This window comes from Providencia sp. 2024EL-00732 (genome assembly GCF_044006275.1).
Taxonomy (GTDB): Bacteria; Pseudomonadota; Gammaproteobacteria; order Enterobacterales; family Enterobacteriaceae; genus Providencia; species Providencia huashanensis.
Genome location: NZ_JBIPDG010000007.1, coordinates 194,309 through 208,776 on the forward strand (window position 1 = coordinate 194,309; position 14,468 = coordinate 208,776).

General features: G+C 41.5%; 12 protein-coding genes and 4 tRNA genes. 14 read left to right on the top strand and 2 right to left on the bottom strand.

Annotated features, from left to right (window positions below; all coding sequences use genetic code 11):
- The first annotated feature begins 29 nt into the window (after window positions 1-29).
- From recA to luxS, 9 genes are all read left to right on the top strand, one after another.
- A complete protein-coding gene (gene recA / locus ACHB7C_RS13230) occupies window positions 30-1,097 on the top strand; it encodes a recombinase RecA (RefSeq protein ID WP_048608224.1) in 1,068 nt (355 codons plus the stop codon).
- Window positions 1,098-1,422: 325 nt separating this feature from the next.
- Window positions 1,423-4,050 carry an alanine--tRNA ligase gene (gene alaS / locus ACHB7C_RS13235; RefSeq protein WP_042848688.1) on the top strand — a complete coding sequence of 876 codons (2,628 nt, stop codon included), beginning with the start codon at window positions 1,423-1,425 and terminating at the stop codon, window positions 4,048-4,050.
- A 228-nt stretch (window positions 4,051-4,278) separates the two neighbouring features.
- A complete protein-coding gene (csrA, locus tag ACHB7C_RS13240) occupies window positions 4,279-4,464 on the top strand; it encodes a carbon storage regulator CsrA (protein WP_004264815.1) in 186 nt (61 codons plus the stop codon).
- A gap of 436 nt (window positions 4,465-4,900) precedes the next feature.
- Window positions 4,901-4,993 (top strand) — tRNA-Ser (locus ACHB7C_RS13245).
- A 10-nt stretch (window positions 4,994-5,003) separates the two neighbouring features.
- Window positions 5,004-5,080, top strand: a tRNA-Arg gene (locus ACHB7C_RS13250).
- 139 nt (window positions 5,081-5,219) lie between these two features.
- A tRNA-Arg gene (locus ACHB7C_RS13255) sits at window positions 5,220-5,296 on the top strand.
- Window positions 5,297-5,389: 93 nt separating this feature from the next.
- Window positions 5,390-5,466, top strand: a tRNA-Arg gene (locus ACHB7C_RS13260).
- 183 nt (window positions 5,467-5,649) lie between these two features.
- Entirely contained in the window at window positions 5,650-7,209 is a 1,560-nt protein-coding gene (gshA, locus tag ACHB7C_RS13265) for a glutamate--cysteine ligase (protein WP_042848687.1), read from the top strand.
- Between the two features lie 154 nt (window positions 7,210-7,363).
- Window positions 7,364-7,879 (top strand): S-ribosylhomocysteine lyase, encoded by a 516-nt coding sequence (gene luxS, locus ACHB7C_RS13270; RefSeq protein ID WP_042848686.1) that lies wholly within the window; start codon window positions 7,364-7,366, stop codon window positions 7,877-7,879.
- Window positions 7,880-7,967: 88 nt separating this feature from the next.
- On the opposite strand, the gene ACHB7C_RS13275 is transcribed toward luxS, so the two are convergent.
- Both ACHB7C_RS13275 and ACHB7C_RS13280 read right to left on the bottom strand, forming a co-directional pair.
- Window positions 7,968-9,254, bottom strand: a complete 1,287-nt coding sequence (locus ACHB7C_RS13275; protein ID WP_042848685.1) for a CNNM domain-containing protein — start codon at window positions 9,252-9,254, stop codon at window positions 7,968-7,970.
- 39 nt (window positions 9,255-9,293) lie between these two features.
- Complete coding sequence (locus ACHB7C_RS13280) at window positions 9,294-10,085, bottom strand: inner membrane protein YpjD (RefSeq protein WP_042848684.1); 792 nt, start codon at window positions 10,083-10,085, stop codon at window positions 9,294-9,296.
- Between the two features lie 388 nt (window positions 10,086-10,473).
- On the opposite strand from ACHB7C_RS13280, the gene ffh reads away from it, so the two are divergent.
- The 5 genes from ffh (at window position 10,474) to rplS (ending at window position 13,982) form a co-directional block, all read left to right on the top strand.
- Window positions 10,474-11,835, top strand: coding sequence for a signal recognition particle protein (ffh, locus tag ACHB7C_RS13285; protein ID WP_042848683.1), 1,362 nt, complete (start codon window positions 10,474-10,476; stop codon window positions 11,833-11,835).
- A gap of 136 nt (window positions 11,836-11,971) precedes the next feature.
- Window positions 11,972-12,220: a 30S ribosomal protein S16 gene (gene rpsP / locus ACHB7C_RS13290; RefSeq protein WP_042848682.1), complete on the top strand. Its 249-nt coding sequence runs from the start codon at window positions 11,972-11,974 to the stop codon at window positions 12,218-12,220.
- Window positions 12,221-12,238: 18 nt separating this feature from the next.
- On the top strand, window positions 12,239-12,784 hold the full coding sequence (rimM, locus tag ACHB7C_RS13295; RefSeq protein WP_042848681.1) for a ribosome maturation factor RimM: 546 nt from the start codon (window positions 12,239-12,241) through the stop codon (window positions 12,782-12,784).
- Window positions 12,785-12,822: 38 nt separating this feature from the next.
- On the top strand, window positions 12,823-13,587 hold the full coding sequence (gene trmD / locus ACHB7C_RS13300; RefSeq protein ID WP_042848680.1) for a tRNA (guanosine(37)-N1)-methyltransferase TrmD: 765 nt from the start codon (window positions 12,823-12,825) through the stop codon (window positions 13,585-13,587).
- 41 nt (window positions 13,588-13,628) lie between these two features.
- Window positions 13,629-13,982: a 50S ribosomal protein L19 gene (gene rplS / locus ACHB7C_RS13305; protein WP_042848679.1), complete on the top strand. Its 354-nt coding sequence runs from the start codon at window positions 13,629-13,631 to the stop codon at window positions 13,980-13,982.
- The last annotated feature ends 486 nt before the right edge of the window (window positions 13,983-14,468 follow it).

The following is a 14,468-nucleotide window of genomic DNA, read 5'->3' on the forward strand; positions in this document are numbered from 1 at the left end:
GGTCAAGCCATTGCACTTAGGGAGTAATCATGGCTATTGATGAAAACAAACAAAAAGCACTTGCAGCAGCATTAGGCCAAATTGAAAAACAATTTGGTAAAGGCTCCATTATGCGTCTTGGTGAAGACCGCTCTATGGATGTTGAAACGATTTCAACAGGCTCCTTATCCCTTGATGTTGCATTAGGCGCTGGTGGCTTGCCATTAGGTCGTATTGTTGAAATCTACGGTCCTGAAGCTTCGGGTAAAACAACATTAACTTTACAGGTTATTGCTGCGGCACAACGCAGTGGTAAAACTTGCGCATTTATCGATGCAGAGCACGCCTTAGACCCTATCTATGCGAAAAAATTAGGCGTAGATATTGATAACTTATTATGTTCACAACCCGATACAGGTGAACAAGCTCTTGAAATTTGTGATGCATTAACACGCTCAGGGGCGGTTGATGTCATTATCGTTGACTCTGTTGCTGCGTTAACACCTAAAGCTGAAATTGAAGGCGAGATTGGTGATTCTCATATGGGTCTAGCAGCCCGTATGATGAGCCAAGCAATGCGTAAATTGGCGGGGAATTTAAAAACGTCAAATACCTTACTGATCTTTATCAACCAAATTCGTATGAAGATTGGTGTTATGTTTGGTAATCCGGAAACCACTACAGGTGGTAACGCATTGAAATTCTACGCATCTGTCCGTTTAGATATTCGCCGTATCGGTGCGGTGAAAAACGGTGAAGAAATTGTAGGTAGCGAAACCCGTGTTAAAGTTGTGAAAAATAAAGTCGCAGCACCATTTAAACAAGCTGAATTCCAAATTCTTTATGGTGAAGGGATTAACACCTTCGGTGAGCTTATTGACTTAGGTGTAAAACATAAATTAATTGAAAAAGCGGGTGCTTGGTATAGCTATAACGGGGACAAAATCGGTCAAGGTAAAGCTAACTCAACAACTTATTTAAAAGAGCATCCTGAAATAGCACAGGAAATTGATACGAAACTACGCGAAATGTTATTAAATCATACTGGTGAATTTAGTAGCGCTGCGGAAGATTTCGTCAGTGGTTCTGATGAAGAAGAAACACCAGAAGAAATTTAATTCAAGTGTAACTATTTGATTATCATCTAAATTAGTGGCGCACCTTTCATAAGGGGGCGCCATTTTTATTTTGGCCTATTACATTAATAGTTTATCGAACAGTTTTTCTGTGGAAAAATACCCCAGCGCGGGGTATAAACATGCTTTCAGAAAATATCTAGACGCTTTACAATGAAAGCTGCTAATGGATGTATCTATATTTTACTTCTGCATAAAGAGACTTTATCTTATCAGTCACTTTTTAATCGGAGAGTTGATTAGAGGTGATGTTACATACCATCTCAACAATTCGTAATTCTGTTTCCAGCTTGATATCGGGATAAATATGAGTAAAAGCACCGCTGAGATCCGTCAAGCGTTTCTCGACTTTTTTCATACGAAAGGTCATCAAGTGGTCACCAGCAGTTCGCTAGTGCCAAATAATGACCCTACACTACTGTTCACAAACGCAGGGATGAACCAGTTCAAAGATGTATTTCTTGGCCTGGATAAGAGAGCATATTCCCGAGCGACAACTGCGCAACGTTGCGTTCGAGCAGGTGGTAAACATAACGACTTAGAAAATGTGGGTTATACCGCTCGCCACCATACATTTTTTGAAATGCTAGGTAACTTCAGCTTCGGTGATTACTTTAAGCATGATGCTATCCGCTTTGCTTGGGAACTATTAACTAGCGAAGAGTGGTTTAATTTACCAAAAGAAAGGCTGTGGGTAACTGTCTACGCGACAGATGATGAAGCGTATGATATCTGGAACAAAGAAATTGGTGTTCCAGCTGAGCGTATTATTCGTATTGGTGACAATAAAGGTGCACCATATGCGTCAGATAACTTCTGGCAAATGGGTGATACAGGCCCTTGTGGTCCATGTACAGAGATTTTCTATGACCATGGTGAGCATATTTGGGGTGGTCCTCCGGGGAGCCCTGAAGAAGATGGTGACCGTTATATTGAAATCTGGAACCTTGTCTTCATGCAATTTAACCGTCAATCAGACGGTACTATGGAGCCACTGCCAAAACCTTCAGTCGACACAGGGATGGGTTTAGAACGCATTTCTGCGGTACTTCAACACGTAAATTCTAACTATGAGATTGATATTTTCCGCGAACTCATTGCTGCTGCTGCGAAAGCAACAGGGGCAACTGATTTGGAAAATAAATCATTGCGTGTTATTGCTGACCACATTCGTTCTTGTGCATTCCTTGTTAGTGATGGTGTCATTCCATCAAATGAAGGGCGTGGCTATGTTTTACGGCGTATTATTCGCCGAGCAGTGCGTCACGGTTACATGCTTGGTGCAAAGGATACCTTCTTCTACAAATTAGTTGCTCCACTAATTAACGTGATGGGCTCTGCTGCGGATGAGCTTGCACGTCAGCAAGCAATGGTAGAAAAAGTTCTTAAAACTGAAGAAGAACAATTTGCTCGTACTTTAGAACGCGGCTTGCAATTATTAGACGAAGAACTTGCTTCCCTAAAAGGCGATACGCTTGATGGTGAGGCTGCATTCCGTTTATATGATACCTATGGCTTCCCTATCGATTTAACGGCGGACGTTTGCCGTGAACGCAATATTAAAGTCGATGAGCAAGGTTTTGAGCATGCGATGGAAGACCAACGTCGTCGTGCTAGAGAATCGAGCGGTTTTGGCGCAGATTATAACTCATTAATCAAAGTTGATAAGCGTAGCGAATTCTCTGGTTATCAATACGATGAGCAACAAGCAACAATCACGGCTTTGTATAAAGATGGTCAACCTGTTGATACCCTTAAAGAGGGTGAAGAAGGGTTGGTTATCCTAGATAAAACTGCATTCTATGCAGAGTCCGGTGGGCAAGTGGGTGACACTGGTTATTTAAATAGTGACAGTGCAAGCTTTAATGTAACAGACACTCAAAAATACGGCCAAGCGATTGGTCACATAGGTAAAGTAGAGTCAGGTACATTAGTTGTTAACCATCGTATTACTGCTTTGATTAATAGCGCGAGGCGTGATGCTATCCGCTTAAATCACTCAGCGACACATTTACTTCATGCTGCATTACGTCAGGTATTGGGTGAGCATGTGTCACAAAAAGGCTCATTGGTTAACGATAAATATCTCCGTTTTGATTTCTCCCATTTTGAAGCGATGACACAGGAAGAGCTACGTCAGGTAGAAGATATTGTGAATGCTCAAATCCGAAAAAACTCAGAAATTGAAACTGAGTTGATGGATTTAGAGGGAGCTAAAGCGAAAGGCGCTATGGCATTATTCGGTGAAAAATATGAAGAACGTGTACGCGTTTTGAGTATGGGTGATTTTTCTATTGAATTATGCGGTGGTACACATGCTAGTCGAACTGGGGATATTGGTTTATTCCGTATTCTTAGCGAATCAGGCACTGCTGCTGGCGTTCGTCGTATCGAAGCAACAACGGGGGCGATGGCGATTGAAAATATTCACAATCAATCCGAGCAACTTTCAGCAATTGCTCACCTATTAAAAGGTGACTCCAATAGTCTTGTGGAAAAAGTTAAAGCTGCATTAGACAAATCTCGTCAGCTCGAGAAAGAAATTTTGCAACTAAAAGATCAGCAAGCATCGCAAGAAAGTGCTTCAATAGGTAGTAAAGCGAAAGATGTGAAAGGCATCAAGTTGTTAGTGACTCAATTGAGCAATACTGATCCTAAGCTACTGAGAACTATGGTAGATGATCTCAAGAACCAGCTGAAATCTGCGATTATCGTGCTTTCAACAACAAGTGGTGATAAAGTCAGTATGATCGTTGGGGTGACTAATGATTTAACTGCTAAAGTTAAAGCAGGTGACTTGATTTCCTTTATTGCAGGGCAGGTTGGCGGTAAAGGTGGTGGGCGACCAGACATGGCACAGGCAGGGGGTACTGACGTGAATGCATTACCTGCTGCGATGGCAAGTGTCGAAGAATGGGTTGAATCACGGCTATAAGCGTCGACAAAGTTGCCTCATTAAAATATGAGGCAACTTTAAGCTGTTGCGGCATTGTTAATGTATCGCTTGTAGTGTTATATTTTGCTTGTAAATAATTAGAATGCTTGCATTGATGGCATCAATGCTTTAGGTGAATATCATTGCTTTACGTTTTCACGGTGTGTGATGGACAATAGCGGGGGATACCTAAAGACCCGACTCTTTTAATATTTCAAGGAGCAAAGAATGCTTATTCTGACTCGTCGAGTTGGTGAAACACTCATGATAGGCGATGAGGTAACAGTTACTGTATTGGGTGTCAAAGGCAACCAAGTTCGTATTGGTGTTAACGCCCCAAAAGAAGTTTCTGTTCACCGTGAAGAAATTTATCAACGGATCCAGGCTGAAAAAACTCAACCAGATAATCAATAATAAAAAAGAAGCGTCCAATGATTGACCACACAGCAAGAATGGACGCTTGTCTTTCCTATTCTATTATTCCCTTTTGTTAATCTAATATGCAGTTTTTTTGGTGTTTAGCGACTGTATTTTGCTGAGCATTAATTTTCATCGTGCTCGATTCATTTTTTTATTGCATGTCTATTTTTCACTTGGCTAAAAAATATACTTTTTGTTGAGTGCTATCATCATTTTTTTTCCTGCTTTTTGTTTATAAACTTAGTGAGATAAGGGCTGAAAAAGATCTTTTTCGGTGCTAAACTAATCATCTTGCTTGTGAAATGTGCAAACAGACTACGGAATGCAAAAAGTTTGGAAAAATTGTTTGACTTCTAAGTCTAGGAAAGTAATATGTGCGCCACACAGCAACGAGATGTTTGAAAAAACAAATCGTGTGTAACTAAAATATGGTGAGGTGGCCGAGAGGCTGAAGGCGCTCCCCTGCTAAGGGAGTATGCGGTCAAAAGCTGCATCGAGGGTTCGAATCCCTCCCTCACCGCCATTTTAGATATGCATCCGTAGCTCAGCTGGATAGAGTACTCGGCTACGAACCGAGCGGTCGGAGGTTCGAATCCTCCCGGATGCACCATCTTTAACCCTATAAGAGTATCTGATGGGGTTTTGTTTTGGTTCTAGAATATTGAAAACCAAAACATGCAGTAACTTAGAAGTTAGTTTTTAGTAGTTGATAAAAATTTTGAGATAAAAATCAGTCTTGCACTAAACATGCATCCGTAGCTCAGCTGGATAGAGTACTCGGCTACGAACCGAGCGGTCGGAGGTTCGAATCCTCCCGGATGCACCATCTCTTAGTTGCTAAATTTAGCATATCAATAATACATTTTAATCTAATTCATAAAAAGTTATTGGAACATCGATTTATAATCGAAAGAATTTTGCATCCGTAGCTCAGCTGGATAGAGTACTCGGCTACGAACCGAGCGGTCGGAGGTTCGAATCCTCCCGGATGCACCATCATTAAAAACTCCTCACTTTGAGGAGTTTTTTTTTGCCTAAAATTAGAAAAAATGCCATTCACCTAATATCTTTGTATGTAATCCTCGATAAACCACACATCTAGACAGCGACAATTTATGTGATTTAAGCTAAAGTAATTGCCTCAATAAAATAAATTAACATCACAGGCGGGAGGTCGATTTGATCCCGGACGTATCAAAAGCGCTCTCATGGTTAGAGGCGCACCCAGAAGCACTAAATGGAATTCAACGTGGTATTGAGCGCGAAACATTGCGTGTGTCCCCAACAGGTGCGATAGCTGAAACATTGCATCCAGAAGGGCTGGGAAAAGCTTTAACACATAAATGGATCACGACAGATTTTGCGGAGTCCTTACTCGAATTTATTACTCCTGTAGATAAAAGCATCAGCCATAATTTGGCCTTTCTTCGGGACTTACATCGTTATACTGCGCGCCAACTTAAAAATGAAAGAATGTGGCCGCTCAGTATGCCGTGCTTTATTGAAAGTGAAGATAGAATCACTCTTGCTCAATATGGTTCTTCTAATGTCGGGCGTTTTAAAACCCTGTATCGAGAGGGCTTAAAAAATCGTTATGGTGCGCTAATGCAAACGATAGCAGGGGTGCATTATAACTTTTCTTTGCCAATTGAATTTTGGCAGGCTTGGGCTGGTGTAAAAGATGAAGAAAGCGGTAAGGAAAAAATTTCAGAGGGCTATTTACGTCTGATCAGAAATTATTACCGCTTCGGTTGGGTTATTCCGTATCTATTCGGCGCATCTCCAGCCATTTGTGGCTCTTTCTTAAAGGATAGAGACACAGCGTTATCATTTGATAAAACAGATTGTGGCACTTATTACTTACCTTATGCGACATCACTGCGCATGAGTGACCTAGGCTATACAAATAAGTCGCAAAGTGATCTAAATATTACGTTCAATAAACTGGATGAATATATAGAAAACTTGAAAAAAGCCATTCATAAACCTTCGGCTGAGTTTGAAAAGCTAGGAGTAAAAAAAGATGGCGAATATGTTCAGTTAAATACGAATGTATTACAGATAGAGAATGAGCTGTATGCCCCTATACGGCCGAAACGTGTACCTAAAGGTAATGAATCACCTTCAGATGCTCTAATGCGTGGTGGTATTGAGTATATTGAAGTTCGTTCACTGGATATCAACCCGTTCAGTGCAATTGGGGTAAATGAAACACAAGCTCGGTTTGTTGATCTATTCTTAATATGGTGTGTGCTTGCAGATGCACCTGAAATGAATGCTCAAGAGCTTGATTGCTGTCGCCAAAATTGGAACAGGGTGATCCTTGAAGGGCGTAAACCTGGACAAGTGATTGGTTTTGGTTGTGGTAGTGAAGTCAAACCATTAGTTGAGGTTGGTCAGCAATTATTTAATGATTTAATTCGGGTTGCTGAAGTGCTTGATACTTGCTGTGATGAAAGGTATCAAGAAGCTTGCCACCAGTTTGTTGCCATGTTTGAAGATCCAACACTGACATACTCAGCGCTCGTTATGGATGAGATGTTGGAAAAAGGCATTGGTGGTTATGGGCTAGAATTAGCTGAGAAGTATTTTGAACAGTTAGTTAATGAACCTTATGAAGTGATTACTGAAGAGCAATTTGAACAAGCACGGTTAGCTTCAATTGAGAAGCAAGCAAAGATGGAGCAAAGTGAAACTGAAAGCTTTGAAGACTATCTGCGCATCCATGCAGGACGCTAAAAGAAATGGCCACACTAGGTGGCCAAATAAAAATCTCTTAGAGAATTAGGGATGATAACAAATTGCGCGTCTTTCAATATTTCAGACTCTGCATTTTCAAAATAGTTTCATTTATTTTTAGAAATAATTTTTATATTTTTGAGGAGGTCACAAAATGCCATTATTAGATAGCTTTACTGTCGATCATACTCGCATGTCAGCGCCTGCTGTACGTGTGGCAAAAACCATGAAAACACCGAATGATGATACTATCACAGTGTTTGATTTACGTTTTACCGTGCCAAATGAAGAAGCCATGACAGAGAAAGGAACGCATACTTTAGAGCACTTATTTGCAGGCTTTATGCGTGATCATCTCAACAGTGATGGTGTAGAAATTATTGATATCTCTCCAATGGGCTGCCGTACAGGTTTTTATATGAGCTTAATCGGCCAACCAGAGGAGCAGCGTGTTGCTAATGCGTGGAAAGCGGCAATGGAAGATGTTTTGAAGGTTGAAGATCAAAACAAAATTCCTGAATTGAATGTATATCAGTGTGGTACATATAAAATGCATTCATTAGAAGAAGCGCAACAAATTGCACGTAATGTTCTCGCTTCCGAGATTGGTATCAATAAAAATGATGAATTAGCGTTACCAGCAGACAAACTAGAGCAACTGCACGTCTAGTTATCTATTTTTTAGTTGATCTATATATAAAACAAAAGAGCCAATATCTGGCTCTTTTTAGGTTGTGAGCTAAGAGTGGCAGTTTAAATTAAAGGTCTGGGATTTGGGAGCTAAATGCCAGAGGGGTTATCCTGACTTGCTTAACAATATTTTCGCTCATGACTAATACCTCGATAAGGTAATGGCCTACCACGATTTGCTCTTCAGGTTGAGGGATATCACCTATCACCTCTAATACCATGCCATTAACCGTCCTAGGGCCATCAATAGGGAGATTCCAATCGAATGCCTTATTTAGCTCACGGATATTGGCAGAACCGTCTACAAGTACGCTACCGTCGCTTTGTGGCAAAACCTCTTCAGCTAGTGATGGAGACATAGATGTTGTAAAGTCCCCTACAATTTCTTCTAAGATATCTTCGACAGTAATAAGACCTTGAATTTCACCATATTCGTCAACAATGATGCCCAGCTTTTCTTTGTTATGCTGAAAATTAACAAGTTGAATATTAAGTGGCGTACTATTCGGGATGAAATAGATATTATCAGCTGCTTTAATCAGATTTTGCTTGTTGAACTCGCGTTTCTCCATCATCAAACGATAGGCTTCTCGAACACGCAAAATACCAATGGAATCATCAAGGGAATCACGATAAAGCACTATACGTCCATGAGGTGAATGCGTTAGCTGTCGAATAATTGATTTCCAGTCATCATTTACGTCAATGCCCACAATTTCATTTCTTGGCAACATAATATCGCCAACGGTGACTTTGTCTAAATCCAATATTGAAATCAGCATGTCTTGGTTGCGACGGCTAATTTTATGCTTTGATTCGTTAACAATGGTCCGCAATTCTTCCTTGTTGACGGCATCCGTACGGGCAGTTAGCGACCGTATACCTATACAACGTAACAACAAGGCTGAAATGGTATTAAATGCCAACACAATCGGCATCATAATGACTTGTAGTGGCTTTAAAAGGTAGCTGCTAGGAAACGCAATTTTTTCTGGATACAGCGCAGCGAGTGTTTTAGGCATAACCTCGGCAAATATAAGGATCACAAATGTTAGAATCCCCGTCGCCATTGCTACACCGGCATTGCCGTATAAACGCATGCCGATAATCGTCGCTAATGCAGAGGCGACAATATTGATCAAATTATTGCCAATAAGCACTAAACTTAAGAGTTTATCGGGGTGCTTGAGTAATTTTTCGACGCGGATCGCAGAGCTATTGCCATGTTTTGCTAAATGTTTTAAACGATAGCGGTTTAATGTCATCATCGCTGTTTCGGAAGCAGAGAAATAGGCCGACATAAAAATTAAAACAATCAATATGATGATTAGCGTACTGGTAGACACATCATCCAAAACAAGGTTCCTTATATGAGGCTAATGGTGGTTTAGTTGTCAAAATATTATAAATTCCTGTATAAGGCGGTTACCAAAAAAAGCCATTGTTAAGATAATGGAGCCCCCAACGTGGAAAAACAACACGCGTTTACCCCGCCATCCACCATGGAAATGCCCCCAAAGCAAAGTAATATAAACAAACCAAGCAATAACAGATAATACTGATTTATGGATATTTTCTTTACCAAAAATATTATCCATATAAATAAAGCCTGTGCATAAGGTTAATGTAAGCAAAATCACACCAACCTGAGTGATATGAAACATCTTGCGTTCTACAACCATCATGGGTGGCATATCTGGGCTAAATTTTAAGGTTTTATTTTTTAATTGGTGGTCAATCAACGCCACTTGGAGAGCATATAACGCTGCAATGAGCAACGTTGCATAGCTCAATAAAGCTAAGCCGATATGAACGAATAGAGGGACGCTCGCTTCTAGATGAGTAATAAACTCACCGGGCATGATGGTGGATAACATTAAATTAATGATAGCAAAACTATATACAATCGGAGTTAAGTACCAGGCTTTTCCCCAATAAGCCACAACGGTCATAATCACACACATAAGCAAGCTAACCGCAGAACCTAGATTCAACAGTGTGAGATTTTGCCCCTCGGCCTCACTGAAAATAAGTAATTTCAGTGTTATTGCATGAGTCACTAACGCAATAACAGCAAGCAAAATCGCTAGGCGACGATAGAATGGCTGCTTACGCACTTGACCGGGGACGATCAGTAGCAGACTGACCATGTATGTACAAACTGCTATGACTGCAAATACGGGCATAGTATAGTGTCGTTGTTCTTGGTTAGTGGAAAGTTATTACATAGTATAACTTGTACGGGTGTAGGCTCCAACCATTGGACGGGCTAATCACAGCATATTCGTTGTTGATAGCACTTCATGCGCCAACTGATTTGATTTATCACCATAAATTAGAACCATAATAACCTGTATCATCAGTTTCAAACAGGGGGCAGCGAAAAAACAATGGGCATGTTACAATAGCATAATTATTTTGCCCGAATTATTTTAGCGTTGGTTTTTCTTTCATGATTATGAAAGGATTGATACTTATAATTCAAGTCGTTATAACCAATACACTTGAAATTAGCTGTATTAGCAACCAGATCAGGCTGAGCATCGGCCCATCAACAGAATTGAGCTAAGACATATGTTTGATAATTTAACTGACAGACTATCGCGCACGTTGCGCAATATCAGTGGGCGGGGACGCCTTACTGATGACAATATTAAAGACACATTACGCGAAGTTCGCATGGCCTTACTGGAAGCAGACGTTGCTTTGCCAGTTGTCCGTGAATTTATTCAAAAAGTCAAAGAAAGTGCTGTTGGTCAAGATGTTAATAAAAGCCTAACACCTGGCCAAGAATTTATTAAAATTGTTCAAAATGAACTGACTAGGTCGATGGGGGATGAAAACCATCAGCTTAATTTATCTGCGCAACCGCCTGCGGTAGTCTTAATGGCCGGCTTGCAAGGTGCGGGTAAAACGACCAGTGTTGCCAAGCTTGGTAAGCATTTAAAAGAAAAACAAAAGAAAAAGGTACTGGTGGTCTCAGCTGACGTTTATCGCCCTGCGGCGATCAAACAGCTAGAAACATTAGCTCAATCTGTTGGGGTTGATTTTTTCCCTTCCGATGCACAGGAAAAACCCGCAGCCATCGTACAAAAAGCATTAAAACATGCACAGTTACAATTCTATGATGTGTTGTTAGTGGATACCGCCGGTCGTTTACACGTTGATGAAGCGATGATGGAGGAAATCCAAGAAGTTCACCGCATTATCAAACCCGTTGAAACCTTATTTGTCGTTGATGCAATGACAGGTCAAGATGCGGCAAATACTGCAAAAGCGTTTAATGAAGCATTACCACTGACAGGGGTTGTATTAACCAAAGTTGATGGGGATGCTCGAGGCGGTGCGGCACTGTCAATCCGTGCTATCACAGGCAAGCCAATTAAATTCTTAGGGGTTGGTGAAAAAACTGATGCCTTAGAGCCTTTTCACCCTGAGCGTGTCGCTTCCCGTATCCTTGGTATGGGGGATGTGATTTCTCTGATTGAAGAGATCGAACATAAAGTTGACCGTGATGAAGCTGAAAAATTAGCGAAAAAGCTAAAAACGGGTGATAGCTTTGATTTAAATGACTTCCTGAGCCAATTAAAGCAAATGCGTAATATGGGCGGCATGGCGAGTATGATGAGTAAAATGCCGGGGATGTCCCAATTACCTGATGCCGTCAAATCGCAAATGGATGATAAAATCACTGTTCGAATGGAAGCGATGATTAATTCTATGACGCGTAAAGAGCGTGAGAAACCGGAAATTATTAAAGGTTCACGTAAACGTCGTATCGCAGCAGGTTCTGGTACAACAGTACAAGAGGTGAACCGCCTCTTAAAACAATTTGATGATATGCAGCGCATGATGAAGAAAATGAAAAAAGGCGGCTTAGCCAAGATGATGCGCGGTATGAAGGGTATGATGCCTCCGGGTTTTCCGGGGCGTTAAACAATAAAGCCTCAAACAAAACGTACTTTTGATTGATTTTTGCGTCAAAGTGAGTAAACTTTTCGGGCTTTTTATATGACAGCCGGACTCTATCCCTCGATGGAGTCTGGTTGTTTTGTTAACTAATGAGGATGTTATGGTAACAATTCGTTTATCTCGTGGCGGCGCTAAAAAACGTCCGTTCTACCAAATCGTTGTAACCGATAGCCGCAATGCGCGTGACGGTCGTTTCATTGAGCGTATCGGTTTCTTCAACCCGATCGCAGCAGGTCAAGCAGAAGAACTGCGTTTAGATCTGGACCGTGTTGAGCATTGGGTTGGCTTAGGCGCAACTATTTCTGACCGTGTTGCACAACTGGTCAAACAAGCTAAGAAAGTAGCTTAATCTGTCACGGTGGTAACAATGAGCAAGCAAACTAAGTTACTGCCACCTGAAAACCCAATTGTATTGGGCAAATTAGGTGCAGCATACGGTATTCGCGGTTGGCTCAAAGTTTTTTCGTCCACCGAACATGCTGAAAGTATTTTTGATTATCAGCCTTGGTTTATCCAACGTTCAGGTCAATGGCAACACATTGAAATTGAAGATTGGAAACATCATAACAAGGATATCATTGTTAAGCTGGGTGGGGTCGATGACCGAGACGCAGCAGCACTCTTGACTAACTTTGAAATTGCGGTGAATTCAACCCAACTTCCTGAGTTAGAAAACGAATACTACTGGAAAGACCTTATGGGTTGCCAAGTTGTTACGTTACAAGGGTATGGCCTTGGTATTGTTACTGACATGATGGAAACTGGTTCAAATGATGTACTAGTTATTAAGGCGAATTTAAAAGATGCATTTGGCATCAAGGAGCGGTTAGTTCCGTTTCTTGATGGGCAGGTTATCAAGAAAGTCGATCTCGATGCCAAACTTATTGAAGTGGATTGGGATCCTGGTTTTTAAATCTCCGGTTGAACGGTTTTGATAAGTGGGACGAAATTATGTGGATTGGTGTAATTAGCCTGTTTCCCGAAATGTTCCGCGCAATAACCGAGTACGGGGTAACTGGTCGGGCAGTGAAAAATGGCCTGCTGACTGTTGAGTGCTGGAATCCTAGGGATTTTACCCATGATAGGCATAAAACAGTCGATGATCGCCCCTATGGAGGTGGTCCAGGTATGCTGATGATGGTTCAACCTTTAAAGGATGCAATCAACACAGCAAGAACTGAGGCCGGTGTTGGTGCAAAGGTTATTTATCTTTCACCTCAAGGGCGCAAATTAAGTCAAGACGGCGTTTGCGAACTAGCAACCAATGAGAAGCTAATTCTTGTTTGTGGTCGCTATGAAGGTATTGATGAGCGTATTATTCAAACCGAAGTTGACGAAGAATGGTCAATTGGTGATTACGTTCTCAGTGGTGGGGAACTCCCTGCTATGGTGTTGATAGACTCAGTCTCGCGGTTTATTCCGGGGGTACTTGGTCATCAAGCTTCTGCACAAGAAGATTCTTTTGCTGATGGCTTGTTAGATTGTCCACATTATACCCGCCCTGAAGTGTTAGATGGCATGCAAGTTCCTGAGGTACTGCTTTCAGGGAATCATGCCAAAATAGATAGTTGGCGCATGAAACAATCACTTGGTCGTACCTGGCTTAGAAGACCTGAGCTTCTGGAAAGCCTAGCTCTGACTGACGAGCAGAGGATGTTGCTGACTGAATTCCAAAATGAATATCAGTCCGAGCAACAAATGAATCCAGACAATTAATTGTCTAAACATATCAGTTTACCTAGGGTAAGAGAGTTATTATGAGCAATATTATTAAACAACTTGAAGACGAGCAAATGAAGCAGGACGTACCTTCGTTCCGTCAGGGTGACACCGTGGAAGTTAAGGTATGGGTCGTTGAAGGCTCTAAAAAACGTCTGCAGGCATTCGAGGGCGTGGTTATCGCTATTCGTAACCGCGGTCTGCACTCTGCATTCACTGTTCGTAAAATTTCTAACGGCGAAGGTGTTGAGCGTGTATTCCAAACTCACTCTCCAGTCGTAGATAGCATTGCTGTTAAACGTCGTGGTGCTGTTCGCAGATCTAAACTGTACTACCTGCGTGAGCGTTCTGGTAAGGCAGCTCGTATCAAAGAGCGTCTGAACGCCAAGTAATACGCTTTCGCTACATCCGAAAGTTATGTTATGAGAGAGGCCCGCAGATGCGGGCCTTTTTATATTTGTCACTATATTCGTCATATTTCAAGTCGTAGCTGTGTTGGCAGCACTCATTCGCACTAGTCACATACTTGTGTATGCTCCTAGCGCCTCATTCCTTTGCCGCCTTGCTACACCTCGAACTATTTAGAATATAGCTGAGAGAGTTTATCTTAAGTCCTAGCTGTGTTGGCAGCACTCATTCGCACTAGTCACATACTTGTGTATGCTCCTAGCGTCTCATTCCTTTGCTGCCTTGCTACACCTCGAACTATTTAGAATATAGCTGAGAGAGTTTATCTCAAGTTGTAGTTGTATTGGCAGCACTCATTCGCACTAGTCACATACTTGTGTATGCTCCTAGCGCCTCATTCCTTTGCCGCCTTGCTACACCTCGAACTATTTAGAATATAGCTGAGAGAGTTTATCTTAAGTCCTAGCTGT

Coding starts and splice junctions, on each gene's coding strand:
- recA (WP_048608224.1), top strand. CDS start 30: ATGGCTATTGATGAAAACAAACAAAAAGCACTTGCAGCAGCATTAGGC.
- alaS (WP_042848688.1), top strand. CDS start 1,423: ATGAGTAAAAGCACCGCTGAGATCCGTCAAGCGTTTCTCGACTTTTTT.
- csrA (WP_004264815.1), top strand. CDS start 4,279: ATGCTTATTCTGACTCGTCGAGTTGGTGAAACACTCATGATAGGCGAT.
- luxS (WP_042848686.1), top strand. CDS start 7,364: ATGCCATTATTAGATAGCTTTACTGTCGATCATACTCGCATGTCAGCG.
- ACHB7C_RS13280 (WP_042848684.1), bottom strand. CDS start 10,085: ATGCCCGTATTTGCAGTCATAGCAGTTTGTACATACATGGTCAGTCTG.
- ffh (WP_042848683.1), top strand. CDS start 10,474: ATGTTTGATAATTTAACTGACAGACTATCGCGCACGTTGCGCAATATC.
- rpsP (WP_042848682.1), top strand. CDS start 11,972: ATGGTAACAATTCGTTTATCTCGTGGCGGCGCTAAAAAACGTCCGTTC.
- rimM (WP_042848681.1), top strand. CDS start 12,239: ATGAGCAAGCAAACTAAGTTACTGCCACCTGAAAACCCAATTGTATTG.
- trmD (WP_042848680.1), top strand. CDS start 12,823: ATGTGGATTGGTGTAATTAGCCTGTTTCCCGAAATGTTCCGCGCAATA.
- rplS (WP_042848679.1), top strand. CDS start 13,629: ATGAGCAATATTATTAAACAACTTGAAGACGAGCAAATGAAGCAGGAC.